Below are 26,160 nucleotides of genomic sequence, written 5' to 3' on the forward strand. Positions count from 1 at the left end.
AATGTTAATTAACAAAAGTCAAAATTTAACTTAGGTAATATTTTTAATCATTCTTTGTTATACGGTATATTTTTTCTGGCGTAACAACCATATCTAATGTAACATCCATTTCGTGAACATCCTCAATTTCATTTATTGGTTCAAAAAAAGAAACACCTATTTTCAATACGTTTGGTCGGCAATTGGCTAAAAACCTATCATAAAAACCTTTCCCGTAACCTACCCTGTAACCTTTTTGATCTGTTATTAATAAAGGAACAAAAACTACATCCATAAGATGATCGCTAATTCTTTCTCCGTTAATAGGCTCTGGGATTCCATATTTATTTTCTTTAATTACAGTTTGCTCTTCTAATAAAATATTGATCATTTGAATAGAATCAAAATCACTATGACTAATAACAATATTTTTATCCTTGGACATAAGAATATTCATAATAGGTTGGGTATCGACTTCATTCCATTTCTTTATAGGTAGGAACAAATGGTAATAATCATAATGCCAAATATCTAATTGAAGTAAGTTATTAGCAATTTGAACGCTCTTGTGCTGCACCTCATCTGTAGATAAGGATAGGCGCTTTTTTTTATAAAGTTTACGTAACTGAGCCTTATTCATCTTTAGAAATATGAAAAATAGCATCACCCTGATAAACTACTGGTCCATAATTAACATTGAGTAAGAAGGTGTCATGCGGTGCTTTTATTTCATGTCGCAATTTTCCATACGGATCCGTAATACTAGCGATAATTTCATCTTTTTTTACTTTATCGCCTGCCTGAGCTTTAGGATGAATAAAGCCGGATTTTTTCGCTCTTAACCATGAAGATTTAGTAATCTCGACAGTAGTATGATTAACAGAAATATCTGGCAGACCTTCTGTTACCATATCTAAATGCTCTAAAACTCTTAAAACTCCTTTTACAGCCTCGACAGCAATCGTTTTGTCGCTATCGCCTGATTTACCGCCTTCATATAACAAATAAGGAATACCTTTTTTTGAACATGTCGCTCTAAAAGTTTTTGAAATATTACTTGAAAAGTACAAGCAAGGTGCGTTGAATACTTTTGCCAATTCAATAGATTTACTCTCTGCGGCATCAACTCTTAGGTGAGGTGCATTATAACGTTGAGCTCCACCGGTATGAAAATCCATAACAATATCAACTATTGGCAACACTTCATTAGAAAGTTGATAAGCAAAACGGCTAGCTAAAGACCCCTTTTTTGTTCCAGGAAAAACTCTATTCAAGTCTCTACCATCAGGAAACTCTCTTTTTAACTGCAAGAAACCAAAAATATTAACTACCGGAATACATATTATGGTCCCACGTTTGGGTTTGTTCCAGCCGTGCGCTATAATTTGACGCACAACCTCAATCCCGTTAATTTCATCGCCATGAATACCACCTGTAAGTAACACAACAGGTCCATCTAGTTCACCACGCTCAATAATGACTGGCACTTCAACTTCTGAAGTTGAATAAAGTTTTACTTTATTGAGATTGAGTGTATAACTATTACCTGCTTTAATTTCGGTTCCTAATATTCTCAATGCTTACATGTTTTTTTCTATGAACTTGATAATTTCACGAGCGATATTATACCCAGTCGCTCCTTCAATTCCTTCTAATCCAGGAGAACTGTTCACCTCGAGGACTAAAGGTCCTCGTGAACTTTGTAATAAATCAACACCACAAACCCCTAATCCTAGCGCTTTGGCTGCGGCAAGAGCCGTGCGTTCTTCTTCAGGAGTTAATTTAATTTTTGATGCTGTTCCACCACGATGTAAATTGGATCTAAACTCGCCTTTTTTGGCTTGTCTTTTCATCGCTCCTACCACTTTATTCCCAACCACAAAGGCTCTTAAATCGGCGCCACCAGCTTCTTTTATAAATTCCTGAATTATTACTCTTGTTCTTAGATCATTATGAGCATCTATAATGGCGTCTGCAGCCTCTAGAGATTCTGCTAGATTTACACCTATTCCTTGTGTCCCTTCTAGTACTTTGATGACTACTGGTGGTCCACCTACTTGCTCACAAATTTCATCTGTGTGTTCACCAAAATTAGTGAAAACCGTTTTGGGCATTCCCACACCGCTACGAGCTAGTTTTTGTAAACTTTGTAATTTATCTCTTGAAGTAACTAGCGCTTGACTACTCACAGTCGTAAAACAATTCATCATCTCAAATTGTCGTACAATAGCGGTTCCATAAAAAGTGATACTAGCTCCTATTCTAGGTATTACAGCATCTGGCACGGGTAATCTCTCACCGTGATAATAAACACTGGGCTTATGCTTTTCTAGTTTTATATCGCAATGCAATACATTTATAGCCCTTGCTTTATGTCCTGCATTTTTAGCCTCTTCTAGTAATCGCTTTGTACTGTATAATGTGGTACTGCGTGATAGAATATCAATTTTCATTTTGTGAAAGTATAAAAGAAAGGTCTTGTAATTCGGTATCCACTACAAATTTCTTAGATAAAAATTTACGCCCTATTAAAACAGGGTACCTCATTTCCTTGCGATCAGATAGTGTAAGGGAGATTATATAATGTTTTTTGAATAAGGTAATAATAGTTTTTACCTCATACCTTAATTGTGACTGACCGTTACTACTGCGTACTTGGGTAATTTCATACTCCTCAAAATACATTTTACGACCGTTGTACTTGGGATGTTCTGGATCCAGAAAATTTGCAGTAAGCGCACCGTCTTCCTCTCCAATATCAGTACAATAAATGGACGATGTATAAGCTCCTGTATCGATTTTTATATCAATATCTAGAAATCCAAGTTCAGGAAAATGAGCACGATCTGTGCGACCTATGGTTATTTTTTTTGTCAAGTATTTAAAATGATTTAAAAATTGGGTTCTGTTTCGCTTTCGCGAAAGCGAAATCAACATACTCCATCACATATTACGAAAATTCGCGGCAAAAAAAGACAATTCTTCTCATATATTTATAATGATAACATTCCATTAACGCACACTAAAAATTTTGAACAGAAATTTGAAAAAAAATTATCATGAATAAATTTTGGATTTTCCTGTTGATAGTAGCCACTACTTTAAACGCTCAACAAGACTTATTGCAGTCTGGTCCTATGGTAGGATATTCTGCTTATCGAGAAGCCTTAATTTGGGTTCAAACTACACAGCCAGCCCAGGTCAAAATAGGTTATTATAAAGAAGGTGAACAAGAGGTTTTTACTCCGACAGTAACGACAAGTATTGAGGATGATTTTATTGCAAAATTATATCCTAGACAGGTAGAATTTGGTACTCAATATACCTATAAATTATACATCAATAATGTACATGTACCTAGAGATTACAAGTTGTCATTCAAAACGCAGGCATTATGGCAATATCGTACAGAACCGCCTAACTTTTCATTTGCTATAGGCTCATGTGCTTTTATAAATGAAAAGAAAGACGACAGGCCTAGTCCTTATGGAGGTGGTTATGAAATATTTAATAGTATACTCGCTAAACAGCCTGATTTCATGTTATGGACTGGTGATAATACTTATTTACGCACACCTGATTTTATGACAGAAACAGGAATACGCCATCGTCATAGACATACTCGCAGTACTCCAGAACTACAACCTCTTTTAGGTAGTGTACATCACTATGCTACATGGGACGATCATGATTATGGCCCTAATAATGCAGACAGGAGTTATGTAAATAAACATATTGCAGAAAAAGCCTTTAACGATTACTGGGGTAATCTTAATACAAATGCTGCCGGTAATGGTGGTGTAGCCCAACACTTTTCATGGGCCGATGTTGAAGTATTCATGCTAGACAACAGGTATCATAGAGCTCCTAATGATAGTAGAGAAAAAAACAAAGCTTATTTTGGAATGGAGCAAGTTAATTGGTTAATCGACGCTCTTCAAAATAGTCGTGCTCCTTTTAAGATAATCGTGAGTGGTGGTCAGGTTGTGAGCGATGCTGCAAAGTTTGAAAACTATGCTACCTATCCTGAGGAAAGAGACTATTTATTCAAGCGTTTACATGAAGAAAGAATAAGTGGTGTTCTATTTATAAGTGGTGATAGGCATCACACAGAAATATCTAGACTAGAACGAGAAAACGCCTATCCTCTTATTGACATTACTTGTTCTCCATTAACTTCTGGAACACATGCTGCGAGAGACGAGGGAAACACGCTTCAGGTAAAAGACAAGACTTTTTATGAAAAAAACTTTGGGATTGTAGAAGTGAGTGGACCACGTAAAGAACGCAAATTAGTTCTCACTATATATGACCAAAAAGGTAAAAAAGTATTTGACTATAGCATTACCGCAAAAGAATTGAGATATTAGAAAAGTAGTCCTAGCGGCACTACTTTTCTAATGCTTGTTCTAGGTCCTTTATTAAATCCTCAACATCTTCTATACCTATACTTAAACGAATAAGGGAATCCACTACACCAGTCTTTTCTCTTTCTTCCTTAGGAATACTTCCATGGGTCATTGTAACAGGATGACCAGCCAGAGATTCAATGCCTCCTAAGGATTCGGCTAGGGTAAAGAGATGTAGATTTTCTAGAATGGTAAGTGCACTTTCTTTAGTATCATTTTTAGTACTGAAGGATATCATACCGCCAAAGTCTCTCATTTGACTGCTGGCAATTTCATGATTAGGATGACTTTTAAGACCAGGCCAGTATACTTTATCAACTTTAGAATGAGATTGTAGGAAGTTAGCAATTTGAGCAGCATTTTCACAGTGCCGTTGCATGCGCACATGTAGCGTTTTAATACCACGCAACACTAGAAAACAATCTTGCGGACCTGGAATGGCTCCGCTTGCATTTTGAATAAAGTACAGTTTTTTAGCAAGTATTTCGTCATCAACCACAAGAGCACCCAAAACCACATCACTATGACCACCTAAATATTTAGTTGCGCTATGCATTACTATATGAGCACCTAGTTCGATAGGGTTTTGAAGATAGGGCGTTGCAAATGTATTATCAACCACTACGAGTATATCTCTACTCTCTGTCACTGTAGCTATAGCACGTATATCAATTATACTCATAGTAGGATTTGTAGGTGTTTCTACCCATATCATTTTGGTAGCGCTTGTAATATGCTCCTCAATTAAATGAGCATCTTTCATATCTACAAACTTGAATGTAACACCTAGCTGTTCAAAAATTTGGGTGAATAATCGATAAGAACCACCATAAAGGTCACTAGTCGAAATAACTTCATCTCCTGGTTTTAATAATTTAAGAACCGCGTCTATGGCCGCCATACCTGAACCAAAGGTTATTCCATACTGAGCATTCTCTATACTAGCAATTGCATTTTCTAGTGCTGTTCTAGTAGGATTTGCACTACGTGAATAAGCATAACCTTTATTTTTCCCTGGACTCGATTGTTTGTAGGATGTTGTTTGATATATGGGTGGCATTACAGCATTATAAGCTGGATCGATATTTTTTTGACCACCATGTATAGCTTTGGTATTGAATTTCATTTTCTCTTTTTCTAACTTGTGGTTGAAGATAACAAATTGCTATTATAGCGTGGCAATTGATGATTATTACGCTTTCGCGAAAGCGTATACCTTTCTATTTCAATACATAAAATTATATCATTATTCACATTAAGCTAGCGTACCTTTGCGACATGGAAAATAGATTCATTTATTTAAATACATGTAATACATGTAAACGTATTCAGAAAGAGTTGCATCTACCTGAATCTGTTATTCTTCAAAATACCAAGGAAGAACCTGTGACTGAAGAACAAGTGGATTTTTTAAAAGATCAAGCAGGATCTTATGAAGCCTTATTTAATAGAAGATCCCAACAATACAGAGGTCGTGGTTTACATGAACAAGAGTTATCTGAAAAAGACTATAGATCACTATTGCTGGATCATTACTCCTTTATTAAACGCCCTATTCTAATACTTGATGGAGTTGCTTTTATAGGAAATAGTAAGAAAACTGTAGCAGCAGCTGCACAAGCACTTGGAAATGAGTAAAAGAGCAATTGCTATTATATGTGCTTTTCTAGTCGCACTTTTTTACGCGTTTAATTTTACCGCAGCTAAAGAGGTTACTCCTGAACATATAGGTCCTTACGGGCTTACCTTATATCGTGTTTTAATTACCGGACTAATCTTCTGGGGTTTAAGTTTCGTTTTTGCTCCTAGAACAAAAATGACCTTAAAGGAGCTTGCTCATATTGCGTTGGCAGCTTTTTGCGGAGTGGGATTTAACATGCTCACCTTTATGAAAGGTTTGTCACTTACATCACCTATAAGCGCAGCAGTTTTAATGGTCACTACTCCTATTTTGGTTCTTGTATTAAGCGCAATATTTCTTAAAGAAAAACTATTTGGGATTCGTATACTTGGGATTTTAATAGGTTTTTCTGGTGCTACTTTTCTTATTTTACAATCAACTGGTATAGGAGCAGATGCTTCAAACCCAACACTGGGTAATTTTTTGATTTTTGTAAACGCTCTTAGTTATGCGTTTTACATTATTCTAGCAAAAAAGCTCACACAAAAATACCATGTTCTAATCTTACTTAGATGGCTGTATTTCTTTGGAGTATTATTTATTTTACCATTTGGCTATAATGAGATTGTTGCATTTGATCTAAGTAGCGCTAGCTGGGAAACTTTAATGTTTATAGGTTACGTGATTGTGTTTGCTACATTAGGAACTTATGGTCTTAATATTATAGCTATCAAAAACCTAAAACCTAGTGTAGTAGCCGTGTTTGTCTATTTACAACCTTTACTGGCTACTATTATCGCTGTAAGTTTAGATAAGGATACTATTACCTGGCAAAAAATAGCTGCTGGGATAATGATTTTTTCTGGAGTGTTTTTAAGCAGCTTAAAGCAAAAGCAAAAAATCAGGACGACTTAACTAGCTCATCATGCAATGCAGCTGCCCATTGAACTGCATCAAGTAAACTTTGGAAGGTTTTGAATTTAGATTTCATGAACAAAGATTCAAGCTTTGCATTCTGTGTGCCGATGCGAGAATCGGTGACCACGGCATAACCTTTTAGGGAGAAAGTATGCATGAAAAATTTAAGCCAATCTACTGGCTTGACGTCATACTTATTAATCCTATTTGTTATGTATATTAAATTGCTACCATCGGTTTGATCGTAAAAATCAGTTGCCTCTTCAATAACCAATTTTGCATGAGTCCAAGAAAAGGTAACGCCTTCATCAACTTCGGCAATGACAAATTTTTCAAACAAGTAGAACTTACCAAAAGGAAAATGAAGTTCCTTTTGCACCGAAGGATAAAATGGTGATTGTTCAACTGACTGCATATCTGCAATTTAATAGAATTGTCTATTTTAAGCAAATCATATCACCGAACAAAACACCACTTTTATCTAATCAAACGATAAGATCATTAGGAGCTTGGCCATGTGAACGAGTATCTTCTCGTGTTAACCATTTAAAATCATCTGCTCGTTCTACATTATTAATCTTCTGCAACAATTCATCGGGTAAAGCTGTCATTCGTCGTGACGATAGATCCATCCATGCACCCATCATTGTTCCTCTAGTAAGGTTACGACCTTTATGGTCATAAAAATTGTGTCTGAAACTGAATAAACTACCGTCTTCACTTAGACCGATAAGCTCACAAGTAACTGTTATTGGTTTCCCTTGATGAACTTCTTTAAAATAAAAAATATTCTCATTAAAGATGACAGGACCTATATTGTGCTCATGCATTTCTCGTTGTCCAAATCCCATTTCGATGAGATAACCCATACGGGTATGACTCATAAAGTTTTGATAAGCACTATTTGCTAGATGCCTATTCGCATCTATATCACTCCATCTTACATCAAATTCTTTTTTGTACATTATTTATTAGTTTAAATGATTAAAATCCGGCGACTTCACAGCCGAATTATCTTTTAATTTCTTCATGGCTTTCCATAGGAAATAAGCCGTTATTAAAGTGGCACTTATATCTGCAATAGGAAAACTTATCCAAACTCCTGTTTCTCCAAAAAAATTGGGTAAAATCAAAAGTAAAGGAATTAAGATAATCGCAGTTCGTAGTAGGGTGAGCAATAAAGCAGGTATTGCCTTACCTATTGCTTGATAGTAAGCCGCTCCAATTAATTGTATACTTATGATAGGCAAGGAAAGAAAAACAAGACCCAACGCAAATGAAGTACGATCAATCACTTGTGGGGTGTCTGTAAAAACATCTCCTATAAAATCAGTATTTAAAATTAATAATAGGAAAATGATAGTTCCTAAAATACAAGCCCAAATAATACTTGTGAAAATCACCTCTCTTACACGGTCATACTTCTTTGCTCCATAATTAAATCCAGCAATAGGCAAAAAACCTTGAGTAATTCCAAGTACAGGGAACAATGCAAACATCATCATTCTACCTATAATTCCAAATACAGCAACACTTTCTTCTCCACCCAGCTCAAACAATATGTTATTTAAAATTAAGTAAAGCACACTGGTAGTTGCTTGTCTGGATAAGGAAACAAAACCCAAAGCTCCTATTTCTCTTATTATTGAAAAGTTAGGCACAAAATCTTTAATTGAACACAGCAATTCACTTTTACCAGAAATAAAAAAACCGGCTACATAAAGAAAGCATAATCCATAACTTGCCGTGGTAGCCCATGCGGCACCCATCATTCCCCAACCTAAATACTTAATAAAGACGTAATCCAGCAGCAGGTTACCTATAGAAGGAATAAGCATGGCTATCATTGCATGAATAGGAGCTCCTTCAGCTCTTATGACATTATTCCCCATCATGCACATAGCAAGAATAGGCACTCCATAAAGTACAATGCGATAGTAAATAGCAGCAGGTTCGTAGATGGCTCCTTTTCCACCAAATGCAGGTACTAAATTCTCAATAAATAACAACCCAACAACAACCAAGACTACGGTTATTATTAAGGTGATACTTATCATATTACCAAAGGTCGTTTTGGCCTTTGAATAATTATTATCACCCATTGCTCGGGATATAATACTTGAGCCTCCTATACCGATCGCCATTCCCAAAGCGGCTATAAAAAAAGATACTGGCAGAACGACGTTTATCGCTGCAATGGCGACATCTCCAATCCAATTACCTACAAAAATGGTATCTACTAAAATATTTAAGGACATTACAAGAATTCCAATACTTGCAGGAATTGCTTGTTTTATTAATAATCCTTTAATTGGTAAAATACCTAAAGACTGTGATTTATTATGTGCTACAGAGGTTTGAGACATGGCGCACAAAGTTACAGCACGAGTAGCACTCTTGTCTTATAAGAATGTTATTTATACGGTAGCTTCAGCTCCTTGTAATGCCCATTCATCAATCCATCTAGACATTACTTTTACCCAATCTTCTCTTGTATTCAAGCATGGAATAACGTGAAATTGTTTCCCGCCTACCTCGTGAAAAATTTCTTCACCTTCCATAGCAATTTCTTCCAAGGTTTCTAGACAATCACTTACAAAAGCTGGTGTTGCGATAGCGAGCTTTTTAACTCCACCTAGACCCATTTTTTCAATAGTTCGATCGGTGTAAGGAGTTAACCATGGATCAAAGCCTAATCTAGATTGAAATGTAGTGCTATAGGTGCCATCTTCTAAATTTAAGTACTCACCTACTAATCTTGTAACCTCATGGCATTGATGACTATAACAAAACTCATGTGCTGGTGATGGTGTAGCACAACAAGTACCATTCATTTTACAATGACCATTTGTTATATCGCTTTTTCTTATATGACGTTTTGGGACTCCGTGATATGAAAATAAAAGATGTTCATAATCCTTACCTTCTAACGATTCCTTAATCGATTCAGACAATACTCTGATATAATCAGGGTGATTATAAAAAGGAGGCATAACAGTAAAGTCCATTTGTGGAAATTGTTCCTTTCTTATTTCCTCGGCTAACACAAGTATGGTTTCAGTAGTTGCCATTGCGTATTGAGGATATAACGGAATAAGTAGAACCTCATCAACTCCTTGATCGTGTAGCTCTTTAAGACCATTCTCAATAGTCATAGATCCGTATCTCATAGCAAGCGAAATAGGCACACTAGTGTATGCATCTATTTTTTCCTGAAGACGCTCTGAAAGAACAATCAACGGACTTCCTTCTTCCCACCAAATCTTACTGTAAGCTTCTGCACTTTTCTTTGGCCTGGTATTAAGTATAATTCCTTTTACTAAAAGAGCTCTTAATATGTAAGGTAAATCAACTACCCGTTCGTCCATTAAAAACTCATCTAGATATTTCTTTACATCTTTAGGATCGGTACTATCTGGCGAACCCAGATTAACAAGAAGAACTCCTTTTTTCATTGAACAAATTTAGAACTACAAAATTAACTTTTGTGTGGTCGTTATTATTTTTAGTCAATTACTATTACTTATAGTAATATTTGGAAATTTTAATCCCAATTTACTCCATTTTCATCAATATCTTCCTTCTCCTTGTCTTTATTAAGGTTGAAACCCGATAAGTCCTTTTTACTATATCTAACCCAAATAAAGGCAGGCATGATGATGAAAAAAATAAATAAGGTAGATAATCCTATAAGTTTATGACCCATAGCAACGGCATTACCTAGATGCACTAGATAAAACCCTGCACCTATAACGATAACAGCTAGTATCAATAAGACTGCAAGGATTTTCAATGGTTTCATTTAACTAAAGGATCTTTGACTAATTATTCTACTGTTACCTTTAAATTTAATTCTTGTAATTGCTCCTGATCAATTGCTGCAGGTGCATCAATCATAACGTCGCGACCACTATTATTCTTTGGAAATGCGATGAAATCACGAATAGTTTCCTGACCACCTAGAATAGAAACCAATCTATCAAATCCAAAAGCAAGTCCTGCGTGAGGTGGTGCTCCATATTCAAAAGCATCCATTAAAAAGCCAAATTGAGCTCTAGCCTCTTCAGGCGTAAAACCTAAATGGTCAAACATAAGCGCCTGTAATTCCTTATCAAATATTCTTACCGATCCACCACCTATTTCATTTCCGTTAAGGACAAGATCATATGCATTGGCTCTTGCTTTACCAGGATCTGTAGAAAGTTTCTCAATATCTTCAGGTTTTGGTGATGTGAATGGGTGATGCATCGCGTGATAGCGCTCTGTATCCTCATCCCATTCTAATAATGGGAAATCAATTACCCACAAAGGAGCAAATTCTTCTGGATTACGCAGTCCTAGTCTTTCTGCCATTTCCATACGTAGAGCACTTAATTGCGTGCGCGTTTTATTTGTAGGTCCAGACAACACACAAATCAAGTCACCAGCCTGTGCTCCTGTAGCTTCTGCCCATTGAGCTAGATCTTCTTGTGAATAAAATTTATCTACACTAGATTTAAAACTACCATCTTCATTGCACTTTACATAGACCATTCCTAGAGCGCCTACTTGAGGACGTTTTACCCAATCAATTAACTTATCAATTTCCTTACGAGTCATGCTAGCTGCACCTGGAACAGCAATTCCAACTACAATTTCTGCTTCATTAAAGATTTTAAAATCTCTCGCTTTCGCGAAAGCGGAAAGATCACCAAACTCCATCCCAAAGCGAACATCTGGTTTGTCATTACCGTATTTTTCCATCGCTTCCTGATAAGTCATACGAGGAAACTTATCAACCTGGACATTCTTAACTTCTTTTAATAAATGCCTCGTCATTTCCTCAAAAATGTTAAGTACATCTTCCTGCTCAACAAATGACATTTCACAGTCTATTTGTGTGAATTCCGGCTGTCTGTCTGCTCTTAAATCCTCATCACGGAAACATTTTACTATCTGAAAATATTTGTCCAGTCCACCTACCATAAGCAATTGCTTAAAGGTTTGAGGAGATTGTGGTAGTGCATAAAACTGACCTTCGTTCATTCGACTAGGAACTACAAAGTCACGAGCGCCTTCAGGAGTTGATTTGATTAATACAGGTGTTTCTACCTCTACAAAATCCTTAGATGCAAGAAAATTACGTACCTGCATAGCTACCTTAGATCGGAAAATCAGATTTTCACGCACGGGATTACGACGTATATCTAAGTAGCGGTATTTCATTCTAAGTTCTTCACCACCATCTGTTTCATCTTCAATAGTAAACGGTGGCGTTTTTGAAACACTTAGAATTTTTAATTCCTTTACAAGTATTTCAACATCACCTGTAGGTATTTTAGCATTTTTTGATTCACGCTCGATTACGGTACCTTTTACTTGTATTACATACTCGCGACCTAACGTTTGAGCGGTTTTCATAACTGTCTCATCTGTACGGTCCTCATCAAAAATAAGCTGTGTAATACCGTAACGATCTCTCAAATCAACCCAAATCATAAATCCTTTGTCACGAGATTTTTGAACCCAACCAGATAGGGTTACCTCTTTATTTACATCGCTCACTCTTAAACTTCCGCAGTCGTGTGTTCTATACATAATATGTTCTATAAGGAGCAGCAAAAATAAACCGATTCCAACGGATATTAAACATTAAATACTTAACATTTTATATCATAGCAATGACAAAACACGATAAAACATGTGATTTTAAAAATTGATAATATTCTGTTATTCAATAACATACACCTCTAATGTAAATTTAACGTTACCTAATTGTTGTGTATATGTAATTTTAAAGTTAACTTTGGGTAGAACTTAAAAAGTATAGGTCATGAAAAACGTATTGATGGTAGCAGCATTGCTTGTAGGTTTTATAGTAAGCGCTCAAGAAGAGAACAAGCCCCAATTTGAACAATTAGAAAATGGTATGGTTAAGGCGACTTATTTCCATGACAACGGTTCAATTGCAGAGGAAGGAACATTTTTAAACAAAAAACGCCATGGTGAATGGATTTCTTATGATCAAAATGGTAATAAGATAGCACAAGCAGAATATTCACAAAATGAAAGAAGTGGTAAGTGGTTTTTTTGGAAAGGTGAAATACTAGTAGAGGTTGATTATTCTAATAATGCAATTGTTGCTGTAAACAACTGGACAAATAAGGAGGCAGTAGCCATTAATAAACCTTAATTTTAAAAAATTAATACAATAAAAACCTCGCCAAATGGCGAGGTTTTTTTGTTTCTAGTTTTAAGTTCTGAGATCTATTAACGACTAATCTTTAACAAATCTTTGTTTAACTTAATTAACGTATTTGTTAAACAAAATTGTATTTTTACCAAAAGGATTAATTGTTATGGCCACAGTAAAAAAATCTACCGCAAAAAAGACAACTAAAAAGAAAACTCCTAATCGCCAGGATATTATAACGGCTTACATGGAATACGTTTTAGAGCATGAAAAGGAACCTAAAAGTGTATACAAGTTTGCCAAGGAAAATAAAATGGAAGAGCAAGAATTCTATGCACATTTTGGAAGCATAGAAGGTTTACGTAAGGAAATTTGGAATACCTTTTTTACTATGACAATGGACGTTGCTCATAAGAATGAGGATTATGCACATTTTTCTAATCGTGAAAAAATGCTCACTTTTTTCTACACCTTTTTTGAATTACTAACTATGAATCGTAGTTATGTTTTATTTACTCTACATGGTAAACAAAGCATGATGAACAAAATGGATGAACTTAAAGGTTTAAGAAAACATGTAAAGGATTTTGCTCGAACATTAATTCAAGAACGTAATGAAAGTAAGACCAATATTTTACTAGAGCGTTCAGAAAGTATCTACAGCGAGGGCGCATGGATTCAAATGCTTTTCCTTTTAAAATTTTGGATGGATGATGATAGCCCAGAATTTGAAAAAACAGACATGGCTATTGAAAAATCCGTTAATACCATTTTTGATGTTTTTGATAATACACCCTTAGATGCAGTTTTAGACTTTGGCAAATTCCTATGGAAAGAGCGTATGGCTTAAAATCTAAATTGATGTAAAGAATTTTAAGGTATAAAAGCATCTAAATCGTTTTGCAATCGGTTATAGCTAAAAGCCTTTTGCATGTAAATCAGGTTTTACATTTTCTTGTTATGAAAACAATTGACAAAATACCTACTAGTAAAATAGGCCGCACTACAGAGCTAGTAAAGACTGGTGCCAAAATAGGTGCCAACTACCTAAAATATTATTCAAAAAAAGCTGTTAATCCAACTCTTGACCGCAGTACTTTGGACGAGGACAATGCTGCCGATATTTATGATGGATTAAAAAGTTTAAAAGGTAGCGCTCTTAAGGTAGCTCAAATGCTTTCTATGGATAAGAGCTTGCTACCTGGTGCTTATGTAGAAAAATTTAGTCTAGCTCAATTTAGCGTTCCACCATTATCAGCACCTTTAGTTCGTAAAACATTTAGAAAGTATCAAAACGCATATCCTGAAGATATATATGATTCGTTTTCAAAAGATTCTGTAAATGCAGCTAGTATCGGTCAAGTGCACAAAGCGACCAAGGATGGTAAACAGCTCGCTGTAAAAATTCAATATCCAGGAGTGGCAGATTCTATAAGTAGTGACCTTGCCCTTGTAAAGCCTATCGCCATTAAAATGTTCAATTTGAAAGGCGAAGACAGCAAACGTTATTTTGCCGAAGTAGAAGAAAAACTTCTAGAAGAAACCGACTATGAATTAGAGGTAAAGCAAAGTATAGAAGTTACTGAGGCTTGTAGTCATATACCTGGATTAAAATTTCCATCTTATTATCCAGAGCTTTCTAGCAAGCGCATAATAACCATGGATTGGATGCAAGGAACACACTTAAGTGAATTTGCAAAAACAGATTTTAACTCTAAAACTGGGAATAAATTAGGTCAAACGCTTTGGGATTTTTACATGTTTCAAATGCACGGTCTTAAAGCCGTACATGCAGATCCTCATCCTGGTAATTTTCTCATTTCAGAAGATAATGAATTAATTGCAATAGATTTTGGATGTATCAAGCAAGTACCTGAAGAATTTTACCAGCCTTACTTTGAGCTTGCGGTACCAGAACATATCAACAATCCCGATACATTCAAGGAAAAATTGAAACAGCTAGAAATCCTACGCCCGGACGATACTGATCAAGAAATTGAATATTTCTCTGCTTTATTCCATGAGATGCTTAGTCTGTTTACTAAGCCTTTTCAAGAAAAAACTTTCGACTTTTCTGATGAATCTTTTTGGGATGAAATATCCTCTTTAAGTGAGAAGTATAGCAATGATAAGGAATTGCGTAAAATGAACGGTAATAGAGGTAGTAAGCATTTCCTATATATCAATCGTACTTTCTTTGGACTATATAATCTATTACACGATTTAAAAGCAACTGTAAACACTCACGATTATATAAAGTATCTAGAAGAAAAAGGTCTTAAAAATCATAGCGCGCTCTCATAATGTGAGGCGCGCTATTATAAAATATAGTTTTAGGCCATTATAGAATCGATACTTAGTTTTTAAAAACAACTCCATCCTTCATAACAAAATCTATTTGCTCTAGAATGGCGATGTTCTTTTCTGGATTTTCTGTCACCGCTACCACATCTGCATAGAAACCAGGTTGCAACTGTCCGATTTCATTTTCCATATTAAGGATTATAGCTGGTGTAATAGTGGCGCTTTGTAAGGCTTCCATTGGTTTCATTCCAGCCTCTACCATATAGCCAAATTCCTTGGCATTTTTACCATGGGCAAATACACCAGCATCAGTACCAAAAACAATAGGTACACCTCGTTTGTAGGCTCTCGCAAAGGTCCCTTGTATTTGTGGACCAACTTCTCTCGCCTTGGGTACAACCACTTCTGGATAAAAACCTTCTTCCTCTGCTTTGAGTGCCACTTCTTTACCTGCCGTTATGGTAGGAACTAGATAGCAATTTTTCTCAATCATAAGATCCATTGTTTCTTCACTCATATAGGTACCATGCTCAATGGTTTTAACACCTCCTTCAACAGCCCTACGCATGCCCTCGTCGCCGTGAGCATGAGCAGCTACATGAAACCCATAATCAGCAGCGGTTTGTGTAATCGAGCGTATTTCTTCAATAGTAAATTGTGGGTTACTGCCGTTTTTTGCAACACTTAAAACACCACCAGTTGCTGTAATCTTTATACAGTCTGCGCCATTTTTATACCTATGTCTAACAGCTTCCCTACCTTCTTCGGGAGAATTAATTACTCCTTGTCTGGGACCTGGATCACCCATTAATTTTTGATTACTACCATTTGTAGGGTCTGCATGACCGCCAGTACTAGCAATAGATTTTCCGGCCGTAAAAATACGCGGTCCCGGCACTTTCCCTTTATTAATAGCATCTCGCAGGGAAATATTTATACCACTACCACCTAAATCCCTTACTGTTGTAAAACCTGAAAGAAGTGTGATTTCAGCATACTTTACTGAGTCATAAGCAACATCTGCTGGATCGTCTACATATTTTTGGACATATGCATGTGGATTATATTCTGTCTCCATATGCACATGCATATCTGTAAATCCTGGCATCACCCATTGATCTTTTAAATCTATAAGGTTTATTTGTCCTGTAGGTGTTTTGTATCCCTTTTGCACTGATTGTATTTTATTCCCTTCAATGATTAAAGTCATTTCGGTTTGCCACTCACCTTTTTTGGTATCTAGTAGGTGACCTGCGTGTATGAACGTTGTGGTTGAAGGTTGTTGTGAGTACGCTTTCGCGAAAGCGAGACATACCAACAACATCAGTGCTGCGATATTTTTCATAATTAAGAATTTACAAACTCTAGTACTTTGTCTGTTATAAATTTGATTTGCTCGTCATCCAATTCTGTGTGCATAGGTAATGATATACATTCCTTTACTAATCTGTTTGTTACTCCAAAGTCCCTTTCTTGATAGCGATCATCGGCATAGGCTTTTTGAAGGTGTAATGGTATAGGATAGTACACACCGCAAGGAATATCATGTTGGTTTAAATAGGCTACGAGCGCATCGCGATCGGTATCTTTTACAAGTAAGGTGTATTGATGAAACACATGACAATCACAGTTATCACAAATGAGCGGCGTGATAATCTTCTCATTACCAGCAAGTGCTGCCGTGTATTTTCTAGCAGCGGTTCTACGAGCCTCATTGTATTGATCTAGACGACGTAATTTTGATCTAAGAACAGTTGCCTGAACAGAATCCAATCGTGAATTGACTCCTACAACATCGTGGTGATATCTAACATACATTCCATGATTCACGATTCCTCTTATGGTATGAGCAAGATCATCATCATTAGTAAAAATAGCGCCACCATCACCATAACAACCTAAATTTTTGGAAGGAAAAAAGGAAGTGGTACCTACATTACCTATTGTTCCAGTCTTAGACTTAGTACCATCCTCATTTAAGTAGTTAGCTCCAATAGCTTGTGCATTATCCTCAATCACATACAAATCATGCTCTCTGGCAATTTCCATGATTTCACTCATGTTTGCTACTTGCCCAAATAAATGAACAGGTACGATGGCCTTAGTTTTAGGAGTAATGGCTTTTCTTATAGCCTCTGGATCAATGTTAAAATTGAAAGGATTAACATCCACTAGAACTGGTGTAAGCCTAAGTAGCGCAATTACCTCAACTGTCGCTGCAAACGTAAAATCGGCAGTAATCACTTCATCACCTGGCTCTAGACCCAATCCCATCATAGCTATTTGAAGAGCATCAGTACCATTGGCACATGGTATCACATGTTTTACATCTAGGTATTCTTCTAGCTCTTTTTGAAAAGCGTGAACTTCGGGACCATTTATATATGCGGTAGATTCTATCACATTCATGATACCTGCATCTACCTCTTCTTTTATTTTTTCATATTGACCTTTGAGGTCAACCATTTGAATCTTACGCATTTGTAATTTAATTTTTGGAAAAAGTCAATGTTTTGACTCTACTTGTAAAAATACGCAATATTAGGAGCATGACCCAAGCGTATTTTTTGTACTATTTTTGAGTAAAATCAATTGTTTTTTGAAAATTTTATATCGTATTATAATCGCTGCTGCAAAGGCTGGCTTGCCCCTAATCGGATTATTCAATAAAAAGATTAACCTAGGGGCAAAAGGTCGTGGTGCTACATGGGATATCCTTGATCAAAAGGTAAAGAAAACTACTCCAAAAATCTGGGTTCACGCAGCCAGCCTAGGAGAGTTTGAACAAGTAGTCCCAGTGCTAGAAAAAATTAATCGAGAAAAATATCAAGTTGTTTTAAGCTTTTTCTCACCTAGTGGTTTTGAAAATAAAAAGTATACTTCGCTGGCTGATGTTGTTTGTTACCTACCTCTTGACACAAGAACTAATGCTCAAAAATTCATAAAGGTGGTTGACCCCAGTCTCGCAATTATGGTAAAATATGAGTTTTGGCCACAATACCTTAACCAACTTAAACTTAAAAAGATTCACACCATACTAGTAAGTGGAGTTTTTAGAGAAAAAATGCCTTTTAATTCCTGGTACGGCAAGTGGATGACACCTTCTTTAGAAGCCTTTTCTCATTTCTTTTTACAAGATGAACATTCATTATTCCATCTTAAAAATCTGGGATATACAAATGCAACCGTGAGCGGCGATACTAGGTTTGATCGTGCCAGCCAGCTCATTGAGCGTAGTAACCATCTAGATTTCTTAGATGAATTTCTCTCCAACAAAAAGTGCCTCGTGGTAGGTAGTAGCTGGCCAGAGGATATTTCGGTTATGAAGAACTGGTTAAACTCCAATAGTCAAAATGAAGATTACAAGGTAATTATAGCACCACACGAAGTTCATAGTAATGCGATAAAGCAATTAATAGATCAACTTGATCATCCTGTACAATTGTACAGTGAGATTGAAAAAAATAAAGTGGTCGAAGAAACAACTACCCTTATAATTGACAGTATAGGAAAGCTTACTCTAGCCTATAGCTACGCTAGTATTGCTTATGTAGGTGGAGCTATGGGTACAAAAGGATTGCACAATATTCTCGAGGCCGCAACCTTTGGAATACCGGTAGTGATTGGAAAAAACTATGAAAAATTTCCTGAGGCAGGAAAACTTGAAGATTTAGGCGGACTGTTTTCAATAAAAAACAAACAAGAATTCAATGAGATAATCAATAAACTTTTTGAAGATGATTATTTAAGAGACAAAACTGGTATGATTTCTGGACATTGGATTAACAGCAATACGGGTGCCACTCGATTAATACTTAATTATTTAAAAGAATACAATGAAGACATGGTTGTCCATAATTAGCCTTTTTATAAGTTTAATTAATAATGCTCAAGATAACATTGTTGTAGTGGACAATGAAACAAAGGAAGGCATTGCATTTGCCACGGTAAGTTTTGGTAACGGTAATGGAACCTTTGCCGATGGTGATGGTGTATTCAAATTCTCAAAGATCCTTTATAAGGATGTTGATTCTTTATTCATTAGCTCGATAGGCTATCAAGAATTAGCTTTATCGTCGAGTAAAATCGCAGACACTTTATTCCTCAAATCCAAACAAAACAATCTGGAAACAGTTATTATAAACGCACAACTTACAGGAAAACATAAACGAAAGAAAAAGAAAGAGCTCGCTCATGATAATTATCATGATTGCTGGCTACCTACTGTAGAAAGTGAAATCGCTGTAAGATTTGATCGCTATGAAAACGCACCTACTCAAATCAAAACATTAAAACTACCGATATTACTAGAAGACACGCAGCGCAGCAAAAATCGTAAACAGACCAGAAGATTCTCTACCATGTTTAGAGTTGTGTTTTACGACGTATCACCAGATGGCAAACCAGTAAGAGAATCTCTGTGGCCTTCAAAAACTTTTATAATTACCCAAGAAGCTGGCGACGTATACGAGCTGGATATTGAAGAACTCAATATTAATATTCCTCAAGAAGGCATTTTTGCTTCCATACAAGTTTTAGGCTATACCACGCCCAAGGGCGAATTAATAAAAGCAAAAAAATATCGTGAATTCAAATCTAAGTACGGTACCCAAAAAATAGCCACAACTTATAGACCTCTATTACCGTTTACTGACGAGATAGAAGGGAAGAAAACGTATGTACGTCGTATATTTTTAAACAACAAACAATGGACACTTTTTGATTTTTCCTATAATCCAAAAAGCAAATTACTGCGCAGTGGTCATGAAAATTACGGCATGGGCGCCGAGTTTAAAGTGTTCTACAAAGACTAATTCAAAGAAAAAATCTAGACTATACAGTTACCGCCTTATTTAAATAGTCTCTAAAGGGCATCATCTCTTTATAAACATGCACACAATGATCCATAAAATCGGCTTGCATAATTTCCTTTTGGGTAAGAGAATGCGATACAGCATGTGTTTTTTTACGCAATAAATCAATATGTTCATGATCTTGTGAAAATCCTTTAGGCGCCGTTTTCAAACTTTCGCCGTCATCGATAAGGTCAAAGGTGTCTTTAAAAGACTTCTTATTAAGCACCTTCTTGAATTCATCGCCGTTATAATCAATAGCATCCCTTATAGAGTCTAGCAATTCCTTTTTAGGTTTCCAATAACCACCAGCCAGAAAAGACTCATTTACACCTATATGGATATAAAAATCACCCTGCTTACCGCTAGCGTTTAAATCTAATCCTGCCCCAAAATGATCTTTATATATAGGCTTGTTAGGATGATATAACAAGTTGTTATTAATTCGATTAAGCGCCTTGCGTCCATCGGTTGAAATATAATTATCATCAACTTGCATTAGTTTTTGATCCAGCTCATTCAACCAGGTTATATAATCGTCCCGTACCTCATGGTAGCGTTTCCGATTTTGATCCATCCATTCTTTATTATTGTTTTTTTGCAAATCACGCAAAAAATCAAACATCTTTCTAAAATTCATCTTTTAAACAATTTGTGTTAAAATAGTTTCGCTTTCGCGAAAGCGTAAACAATTTAACAGTTTTTATAAGTACTTAATATAATTATAAGACTAACTGCTAGGTGAGCTACATATCTTTGATCAAAACAAACACCGACATGAAAAAAATAGTTTTATTACTTGCGATTGCTTGTACCACATTAGTCGTTTCTTGTAGAGAAACTGAAACTAAAACAGTAATCAAAGAAGTTGAAAAGGAAGCTGAAGAAACTGAAGGAGCTCTTGAACGTGCTGCTAAAAAAGTAGATAAGGAAGTTAATGAAGAGATTGATGAGCAAATAGAAAAAATAGGCGACGATAATTAAAAAATTGCTATGAAAAAGATATTATTAGGTCTATTATTCTTATTCACCTTAAGTTTAACCAGTTGTCGTGACGAACGACCTGGAATGGACAAAGTTGAAGTACAAGGACTAGGTGAAGACGCTAACGACAGCGATGCTCAAGAAAGTTTTGACACAAACCCTACTCCAGCAGATCCCGATTAATTAACGGCTAAAAATATTAAAGGCACTTTTAAGTGCCTTTTTTTATGCTTTGGATTTAAAGTCTTGCTAAATTCAACCCATAAGTTCAACACATTTGTTTATTTATCTGTTCGATAGGCTTATTATAATTAAACTTATTTAATGCACTTTTCATTTCAATTTAGATTGATGTTGTAAGAATAGTAAAAACATTTAACCTATATTAATCATGAACAACACTGCTCAGTAATACTGGAAAATGATATTGGTTCTACGTCTACTAACATCCAAGCACCTTCGCTTTGTTCATAAAAACCGATCATGCCATTTTCACCAATGAAAGAACCACTACAACAGCCTGTTTCATCTTCTACACTATACTTTATCAAACCTGTCTCAAAATTCCCACAATCACAGTTTTTTCCAAAAGAAAAGTTTAGAAAAAACATAGATATAATTAATACATAGATTTTTAGCTTCATAACAAATTAATTTAAGAATTGCAGTTTATTAAGCTGTCCTAATTTCTGTTTTTGAAGTTCTTGATTATTCCAAGAAGCATTCTCTAAATACATTTTGTTTTTATTATAAAAATCATCCAATAATTTTTTCCTTTTTGGGTCTGATAATTTATAATTTTTGTTTACCAATGAATAAAAAGTAGCCATTGAGGGGATATTAGAATTCATCCTTGACATGTCATTTATTAAAACATTGACTTGCTCTTCATTTAATTGAGAAGTCCTACTATAAAAATTAGTGTGCCACATAGCTAATAAATTGTTATAATACAATTCCGATCGATGTTCCTTTTTTTCAGCTTTGTAAACATCAAACAAATCATCAATTGACAACTTATTAAATTTATCCGAATTCCAGCTGACAGAAGATTTTGGAACTGCATATTTTTCTACTTCTGATGGAATGGTCCCTTTTTCTGAATCATCTTTAATCTGTTCAGAATTGTTAGTACACGCCATAAGTATTATAGCTAGTAAAACAAAATAGAATAATTTATTTTTTTTCATAATATAAAAATTTAAACGTTTTGACCTGAACAACAAGATTCTTGTGCGGCTGCCGGTGAAATAAATTCCCTACCAATCCAATGCCATGCTTCACCCTCATTTACATAAGTATCGTAATAAGCGTATTCACCGACCACAGTCCCAGTACAGCAACCTCTACCATTATTCAAAATTTGGTAATGTGTAATACCTCCTTCAAAATCCCCACATCCACAATAATTGTAATCAGATGTTGAAAAATTTGAAAAAGTCATTAATAATCCAATAAGATAAAATGTTTTCATAATTCATTAATTTCCAAAAAGTTAAATAAAAAAAAATTGCATTGTTTAACTTATTAACAAAATATTAATACTATTGTTAATATTAAAAATTAATTATAGCTCTTTATTTTTTTAATTTCTTCTCTTAAACTTTCTAAACCTTCTTGTAAGCTAATCATAGCTTCTTGACCTTCTCGTACCTCTAGGTCAAAACTTAGTTTTGAATTCACTTCCCATAGTTCTGTAATTTCTTCTACGGGTTGTTCAATAACTGGATATTCTCTATTTAATGAAATCAAGTATACCTCGCGACTAGATTCGGTTTTACGTAGTTTTTTAACTAGAACACTATCAGGTGTTACTACAACATGAATACGATTGTTATTTGCAGCAGCCATACTTTCTACCGCTTTACCCATTACCCATTCTTTAGGTTGTAGTACGGGTAACATACTATCTCCTTTTACTTGAAAAGCTCTATAACTACCTTCCTTATATTGAGGTAATGGTATATTAAAAGCAGGCAATTCATTATACCAATCTGTATCTTGCACATTACTGGCATAACCGGCACTAGCTTTAATAGGCACCATAATCATATTCTCGCGTTCATTTGAATCTAGAGTTACCACTTTTGGTGAAGTACTAGCGCTTGTATCCAGCTTCTTATTATAACTTGTACCATACAGCCACATAGGGTTTATTTGAAATTGCTTTAATAGTTCAACTACTACGCTTCCTGTAATCTTCTTTTTGCCGCGTTCAATATCTGCGGTTGATGATCCAGCTCCTAGCAATTGAGCAAATTCAGATTGGGTTTTACCCAACTCTTCTCTAATTATTTTAAAGCGTTTAGCCTCTATTGGAATGTCTTGTGCCATAAAACAAATATACATATTAATGGAATATTTCCAATTTTAACACTGGAATATTTCCTACTTAATGGAATTATTCCATATATTTGACCTGTTAAACGGAATTTTTATTGGAATTATTCCAAAATAAGATTTATTATGTGTGGAAGAGCAACTTTACTATCGTCACAAGCAACATTAGAAAAACGATTTAATGCAAGATTTGCTAGTAAAATACCATTAGTAGAAAATGTAAACATAAGCGCTGGTGACCTCATACCTGTAGTTACATCTAGTAACCCACATCACATACAAATGTTTACATTAGGATTTACTCCACACTGGGCACACAAGCAAACTTATATGCTTAATGCTCGTGCAGAAGGAAGTAACAATAAAGAAAACAACAGTCAATATGATGGAGCACTAGGTATATTCCAGAAACCTATGTTTCGTAAAGCGATAAAAAGCCAGCGTTGCTTAGTGCTAGTCGATGGTTTTATTGAAGGACCTAAACACGAGAAACTAAATAGACCTTATTTTATTTATCCAAATCAAAATCAAGGTCCATTTGCACTAGCTGGTATTTACGACATATGGCAACATCCTCTTACAGGTCAATTACATCACACAGTAGCGATAGTAACCACAGCTGCAAATCGTATCACAAAACGTATCGAGCATCACCGCGCTCCTTTAGTCCTTACAAAAAAACAAGAAGAGCTCTGGCTAGACACAGATCTAGATGTAAAACAATTATCATCAATTATGAAGCCTTTTGACCCTAAAGGTTTTAACGCATATCCTATTTCTCAAAAAATTAAAAATCCAAAATCTAACGGTTTAGACTTATTAAAACCAATAGGAGATAAATTATTTATGGACTTTAATCGCAGTCCTTATGAAAAGTTGAAATACAAGGAAGAGCATTCTTATAGTATAAGAGAAGAACGCCTGGTTGAAGGAGATCAATTTGTATTGTTTTAATCACCAATACCGTGAATGAAATGTCAATAGAAAAAATTAAATGTGAGGTTGCATCAAGGATTGAACAACTCATGCAGCACAGGAAAAAATCATTACTAGTAGCTCAACTTTTAAAACAAAATGTAAAAAGCTGGCCAGAAAAAGTTGCAGAGACTAATGAACTAGTTAATAAAGCTTACGAGGTCATCAACGAAGTATTGTTACAGCATCAAATCAAATGGAATAATGACCTAGAACGCGAGGGAATAATTAGTTATTTGGAACCTACCGTGCATGACATTGTCATAAAAAACATGGACGATTAAAAATAAAGCTTCCTTTATAACACGAATTGCACCTCACAGGATTTCCTAGTGAGGTTTTTTAACCTCTAATTTTAAAGTAAAGACATAAATGTCAGTTCAAAAAAAACACATCATGCATTTAGATCTAGATACTTTTTACGTTTCTGTTGAACGCAAAATGGATTCTAGGTTAAAAACAAAACCTATACTAGTAGGTGGCACAAGTGATCGTGGTGTAGTAGCGGCATGCAGTTATGAAACTCGCGGTTATGGGGTACACAGTGGTATGTCCATGAAACTGGCCCGGCAACTGTGTCCAGAAGCTATCGTTATCAGGGGTAATGCTGGTGTGTATTCAAAGCATTCAGACGAAATAACCGAAATAATAAAAGAAGAGGTTCCTCTTTTTGAGAAATCTAGCATAGATGAATTTTATGCCGATTTAACAGGAATGGACAAATTCTACGGCTGTTACAAGTTTGCTACTGAGATGAGGCGTAGGATTATAAGAGAGACCGGATTACCTATTTCATTTGGTTTGTCCATCAATAAGGTTGTTTCTAAAGTAGCTACCGGCGAGGCAAAACCTAACAATCAACTTATGATTGATTATGGTTTAGAAAAACCTTTTCTAGCGCCATTGTCCATAAAAAAGATTCCTCAAGTCGGAGATAAAACATATCAAACCCTACGTAACCTAGGAATCAAAAAAATAAAAACCATACAAGAAATGCCTAGTGATGTTATGCAAAATGTATTAGGTAAAAATGGTTTACTCATATGGCGTAGAGCACATGGTATAGACAACACGCCTGTTATTGCATTTAACGAACGTAAGTCTATATCAACCGAGCGCACATTTGACAAAGACACTATAGACGTAAAACGATTACACAGCATACTTACCGCTATGACAGAAAACCTAGCTTTTCAATTAAGACGCGGTGAGAAATTAACCGCTTGTGTGAGTATTAAAATACGTTACTCTGATTTTAACACCTATAGTAAACAGGTCAAAATACCCTATTGCAGTGCAGATCATATTTTGATTCCCAAGGTGCTAGAATTATTTAAACAACTGTACAATCGTAGGTTAAGAGTGCGATTAATAGGTGTGAGATTTTCACACCTAGTCACTGGCAGCTATCAAATAAACCTATTTGATGATACAGAACAAGCACTCAATTTATACCACGCCCTAGACCACATAAGAGAAAAATATGGTGACCGCAAAGTAATACGCGCCTCTGGAATGGGTGCCAAAACTATAGGACGCATGATGAATCCATTCAATGGCTTACCACCCGTAGTACTAGCTCATCGCAAGCAATAAATAAGAAAA

At 35.5% G+C, this 26,160-nt stretch carries 31 protein-coding genes; 13 read left to right on the forward strand and 18 right to left on the reverse strand.

The window, feature by feature from the left end:
- Positions 1 to 43 precede the first annotated feature (43 nt).
- From AAT17_RS06460 to AAT17_RS06475, 4 genes are read right to left on the reverse strand one after another with little or no spacing between them, the layout of a single operon-like run.
- Entirely contained in the window at positions 44 to 619 is a 576-nt protein-coding gene (locus tag AAT17_RS06460; RefSeq protein WP_060523343.1) for a 5-formyltetrahydrofolate cyclo-ligase, read from the reverse strand.
- The gene (locus AAT17_RS06465; RefSeq protein ID WP_082586918.1) at positions 612 to 1,556 is read right to left on the reverse strand and encodes a succinylglutamate desuccinylase/aspartoacylase family protein; all 945 of its coding nucleotides are present in this window, start codon (positions 1,554 to 1,556) and stop codon (positions 612 to 614) included. The genes AAT17_RS06460 and AAT17_RS06465 overlap by 8 nt, the downstream gene beginning before the upstream one ends.
- Positions 1,557 to 1,559: 3 nt before the next feature.
- Positions 1,560 to 2,432, reverse strand: coding sequence for a 30S ribosomal protein S6--L-glutamate ligase (rimK, locus tag AAT17_RS06470; protein ID WP_060523344.1), 873 nt, complete (start codon positions 2,430 to 2,432; stop codon positions 1,560 to 1,562).
- Entirely contained in the window at positions 2,422 to 2,856 is a 435-nt protein-coding gene (locus AAT17_RS06475; RefSeq protein WP_060525025.1) for a RimK/LysX family protein, read from the reverse strand. Before AAT17_RS06475 ends, rimK begins: the two co-directional genes overlap by 11 nt.
- A gap of 182 nt (positions 2,857 to 3,038) precedes the next feature.
- On the opposite strand from AAT17_RS06475, the gene AAT17_RS06480 reads away from it, so the two are divergent.
- Positions 3,039 to 4,349: an alkaline phosphatase gene (locus tag AAT17_RS06480; RefSeq protein WP_060523345.1), complete on the forward strand. Its 1,311-nt coding sequence runs from the start codon at positions 3,039 to 3,041 to the stop codon at positions 4,347 to 4,349.
- Positions 4,350 to 4,368: 19 nt separating this feature from the next.
- Here AAT17_RS06480 and AAT17_RS06485 read toward each other — a convergent pair whose 3' ends face one another.
- Positions 4,369 to 5,514 (reverse strand): PLP-dependent aspartate aminotransferase family protein, encoded by a 1,146-nt coding sequence (locus AAT17_RS06485; RefSeq protein WP_060523346.1) that lies wholly within the window; start codon positions 5,512 to 5,514, stop codon positions 4,369 to 4,371.
- A gap of 152 nt (positions 5,515 to 5,666) precedes the next feature.
- Between AAT17_RS06485 and AAT17_RS06490 the strand changes: the two genes are divergently transcribed.
- Together AAT17_RS06490 and AAT17_RS06495 are read left to right on the forward strand one after the other, a co-directional pair.
- Entirely contained in the window at positions 5,667 to 6,026 is a 360-nt protein-coding gene (locus tag AAT17_RS06490; protein ID WP_042276359.1) for an arsenate reductase family protein, read from the forward strand.
- The gene (locus AAT17_RS06495; RefSeq protein WP_060523347.1) at positions 6,019 to 6,924 is read left to right on the forward strand and encodes a DMT family transporter; all 906 of its coding nucleotides are present in this window, start codon (positions 6,019 to 6,021) and stop codon (positions 6,922 to 6,924) included. Before AAT17_RS06490 ends, AAT17_RS06495 begins: the two co-directional genes overlap by 8 nt.
- Here AAT17_RS06495 and AAT17_RS06500 read toward each other — a convergent pair.
- From AAT17_RS06500 to aspS, 6 genes are all read right to left on the reverse strand, one after another.
- A complete protein-coding gene (locus tag AAT17_RS06500; RefSeq protein ID WP_060523348.1) occupies positions 6,911 to 7,342 on the reverse strand; it encodes a hypothetical protein in 432 nt (143 codons plus the stop codon). The genes AAT17_RS06495 and AAT17_RS06500 overlap by 14 nt on opposite strands.
- Before the next feature lie 70 nt (positions 7,343 to 7,412).
- Complete coding sequence (locus AAT17_RS06505; RefSeq protein ID WP_060523349.1) at positions 7,413 to 7,892, reverse strand: thioesterase family protein; 480 nt, start codon at positions 7,890 to 7,892, stop codon at positions 7,413 to 7,415.
- Positions 7,893 to 7,898: 6 nt separating this feature from the next.
- Positions 7,899 to 9,293 (reverse strand): MATE family efflux transporter, encoded by a 1,395-nt coding sequence (locus AAT17_RS06510; protein WP_042276369.1) that lies wholly within the window; start codon positions 9,291 to 9,293, stop codon positions 7,899 to 7,901.
- A 51-nt stretch (positions 9,294 to 9,344) separates the two neighbouring features.
- Positions 9,345 to 10,382, reverse strand: coding sequence for a ferrochelatase (gene hemH, locus AAT17_RS06515; RefSeq protein WP_060523350.1), 1,038 nt, complete (start codon positions 10,380 to 10,382; stop codon positions 9,345 to 9,347).
- Between the two features lie 89 nt (positions 10,383 to 10,471).
- A complete protein-coding gene (locus AAT17_RS06520) occupies positions 10,472 to 10,729 on the reverse strand; it encodes a hypothetical protein (protein WP_060523351.1) in 258 nt (85 codons plus the stop codon).
- A gap of 23 nt (positions 10,730 to 10,752) precedes the next feature.
- A complete protein-coding gene (gene aspS, locus AAT17_RS06525; RefSeq protein WP_060523352.1) occupies positions 10,753 to 12,504 on the reverse strand; it encodes an aspartate--tRNA ligase in 1,752 nt (583 codons plus the stop codon).
- 235 nt (positions 12,505 to 12,739) lie between these two features.
- On the opposite strand from aspS, the gene AAT17_RS06530 reads away from it, so the two are divergent.
- The 3 genes from AAT17_RS06530 to AAT17_RS06540 all read left to right on the forward strand — a co-directional run bounded on the left by AAT17_RS06530 (position 12,740) and on the right by AAT17_RS06540 (position 15,403).
- Positions 12,740 to 13,099: a toxin-antitoxin system YwqK family antitoxin gene (locus AAT17_RS06530; protein WP_060523353.1), complete on the forward strand. Its 360-nt coding sequence runs from the start codon at positions 12,740 to 12,742 to the stop codon at positions 13,097 to 13,099.
- A gap of 166 nt (positions 13,100 to 13,265) precedes the next feature.
- Positions 13,266 to 13,949: a TetR family transcriptional regulator C-terminal domain-containing protein gene (locus AAT17_RS06535; RefSeq protein WP_060525029.1), complete on the forward strand. Its 684-nt coding sequence runs from the start codon at positions 13,266 to 13,268 to the stop codon at positions 13,947 to 13,949.
- A gap of 110 nt (positions 13,950 to 14,059) precedes the next feature.
- A complete protein-coding gene (locus tag AAT17_RS06540; protein ID WP_060523354.1) occupies positions 14,060 to 15,403 on the forward strand; it encodes an AarF/ABC1/UbiB kinase family protein in 1,344 nt (447 codons plus the stop codon).
- A 52-nt stretch (positions 15,404 to 15,455) separates the two neighbouring features.
- Here the strand turns inward: AAT17_RS06540 and AAT17_RS06545 are convergent, their stop codons facing one another.
- Both AAT17_RS06545 and AAT17_RS06550 read right to left on the reverse strand, forming a co-directional pair.
- Positions 15,456 to 16,748, reverse strand: coding sequence for an amidohydrolase family protein (locus AAT17_RS06545; RefSeq protein ID WP_060523355.1), 1,293 nt, complete (start codon positions 16,746 to 16,748; stop codon positions 15,456 to 15,458).
- A gap of 2 nt (positions 16,749 to 16,750) precedes the next feature.
- Positions 16,751 to 17,884, reverse strand: a complete 1,134-nt coding sequence (locus tag AAT17_RS06550; protein WP_060523356.1) for a DegT/DnrJ/EryC1/StrS aminotransferase family protein — start codon at positions 17,882 to 17,884, stop codon at positions 16,751 to 16,753.
- A 118-nt stretch (positions 17,885 to 18,002) separates the two neighbouring features.
- Here AAT17_RS06550 and AAT17_RS06555 point away from each other — a divergent pair, with 118 nt between their 5' ends.
- Together AAT17_RS06555 and AAT17_RS06560 are read left to right on the forward strand one after the other, a co-directional pair.
- Entirely contained in the window at positions 18,003 to 19,265 is a 1,263-nt protein-coding gene (locus AAT17_RS06555; protein ID WP_060523357.1) for a 3-deoxy-D-manno-octulosonic acid transferase, read from the forward strand.
- On the forward strand, positions 19,240 to 20,217 hold the full coding sequence (locus AAT17_RS06560) for a carboxypeptidase-like regulatory domain-containing protein (RefSeq protein WP_060523358.1): 978 nt from the start codon (positions 19,240 to 19,242) through the stop codon (positions 20,215 to 20,217). Before AAT17_RS06555 ends, AAT17_RS06560 begins: the two co-directional genes overlap by 26 nt.
- 19 nt (positions 20,218 to 20,236) lie before the next feature.
- On the opposite strand, the gene AAT17_RS06565 is transcribed toward AAT17_RS06560, so the two are convergent.
- Entirely contained in the window at positions 20,237 to 20,896 is a 660-nt protein-coding gene (locus tag AAT17_RS06565; protein WP_060523359.1) for a DUF2461 domain-containing protein, read from the reverse strand.
- Positions 20,897 to 21,033: 137 nt separating this feature from the next.
- Here AAT17_RS06565 and AAT17_RS06570 point away from each other — a divergent pair, with 137 nt between their 5' ends.
- Positions 21,034 to 21,240: a hypothetical protein gene (locus tag AAT17_RS06570; protein WP_042276388.1), complete on the forward strand. Its 207-nt coding sequence runs from the start codon at positions 21,034 to 21,036 to the stop codon at positions 21,238 to 21,240.
- A gap of 9 nt (positions 21,241 to 21,249) precedes the next feature.
- Entirely contained in the window at positions 21,250 to 21,423 is a 174-nt protein-coding gene (locus tag AAT17_RS13290; RefSeq protein WP_157539241.1) for a hypothetical protein, read from the forward strand.
- 206 nt (positions 21,424 to 21,629) lie between these two features.
- Here AAT17_RS13290 and AAT17_RS06575 read toward each other — a convergent pair whose 3' ends face one another.
- The 4 genes from AAT17_RS06575 to AAT17_RS06590 form a co-directional block, all read right to left on the reverse strand.
- Positions 21,630 to 21,884, reverse strand: coding sequence for a hypothetical protein (locus AAT17_RS06575; protein ID WP_105017722.1), 255 nt, complete (start codon positions 21,882 to 21,884; stop codon positions 21,630 to 21,632).
- Positions 21,885 to 21,890: 6 nt separating this feature from the next.
- Positions 21,891 to 22,430, reverse strand: coding sequence for a hypothetical protein (locus tag AAT17_RS06580; protein ID WP_060523361.1), 540 nt, complete (start codon positions 22,428 to 22,430; stop codon positions 21,891 to 21,893).
- 11 nt (positions 22,431 to 22,441) lie between these two features.
- Positions 22,442 to 22,714, reverse strand: coding sequence for a hypothetical protein (locus AAT17_RS06585; protein ID WP_042276391.1), 273 nt, complete (start codon positions 22,712 to 22,714; stop codon positions 22,442 to 22,444).
- A gap of 89 nt (positions 22,715 to 22,803) precedes the next feature.
- The gene (locus tag AAT17_RS06590) at positions 22,804 to 23,574 is read right to left on the reverse strand and encodes a LexA family transcriptional regulator (RefSeq protein WP_042276393.1); all 771 of its coding nucleotides are present in this window, start codon (positions 23,572 to 23,574) and stop codon (positions 22,804 to 22,806) included.
- 132 nt (positions 23,575 to 23,706) lie between these two features.
- Here AAT17_RS06590 and AAT17_RS06595 point away from each other — a divergent pair, with 132 nt between their 5' ends.
- The 3 genes from AAT17_RS06595 to dinB all read left to right on the forward strand — a co-directional run bounded on the left by AAT17_RS06595 (position 23,707) and on the right by dinB (position 26,151).
- Positions 23,707 to 24,534 carry an SOS response-associated peptidase gene (locus AAT17_RS06595; protein ID WP_042276394.1) on the forward strand — a complete coding sequence of 276 codons (828 nt, stop codon included), beginning with the start codon at positions 23,707 to 23,709 and terminating at the stop codon, positions 24,532 to 24,534.
- Positions 24,535 to 24,554: 20 nt separating this feature from the next.
- Positions 24,555 to 24,839 (forward strand): hypothetical protein, encoded by a 285-nt coding sequence (locus AAT17_RS06600; protein ID WP_042276396.1) that lies wholly within the window; start codon positions 24,555 to 24,557, stop codon positions 24,837 to 24,839.
- Positions 24,840 to 24,927: 88 nt separating this feature from the next.
- Complete coding sequence (gene dinB, locus AAT17_RS06605) at positions 24,928 to 26,151, forward strand: DNA polymerase IV (protein ID WP_042276398.1); 1,224 nt, start codon at positions 24,928 to 24,930, stop codon at positions 26,149 to 26,151.
- Positions 26,152 to 26,160 lie beyond the last annotated feature (9 nt).

Origin of the sequence: Nonlabens sp. MIC269 (genome assembly GCF_001430865.1) — a bacterium.
Classification (GTDB): domain Bacteria; phylum Bacteroidota; class Bacteroidia; order Flavobacteriales; family Flavobacteriaceae; genus Nonlabens; species Nonlabens tegetincola.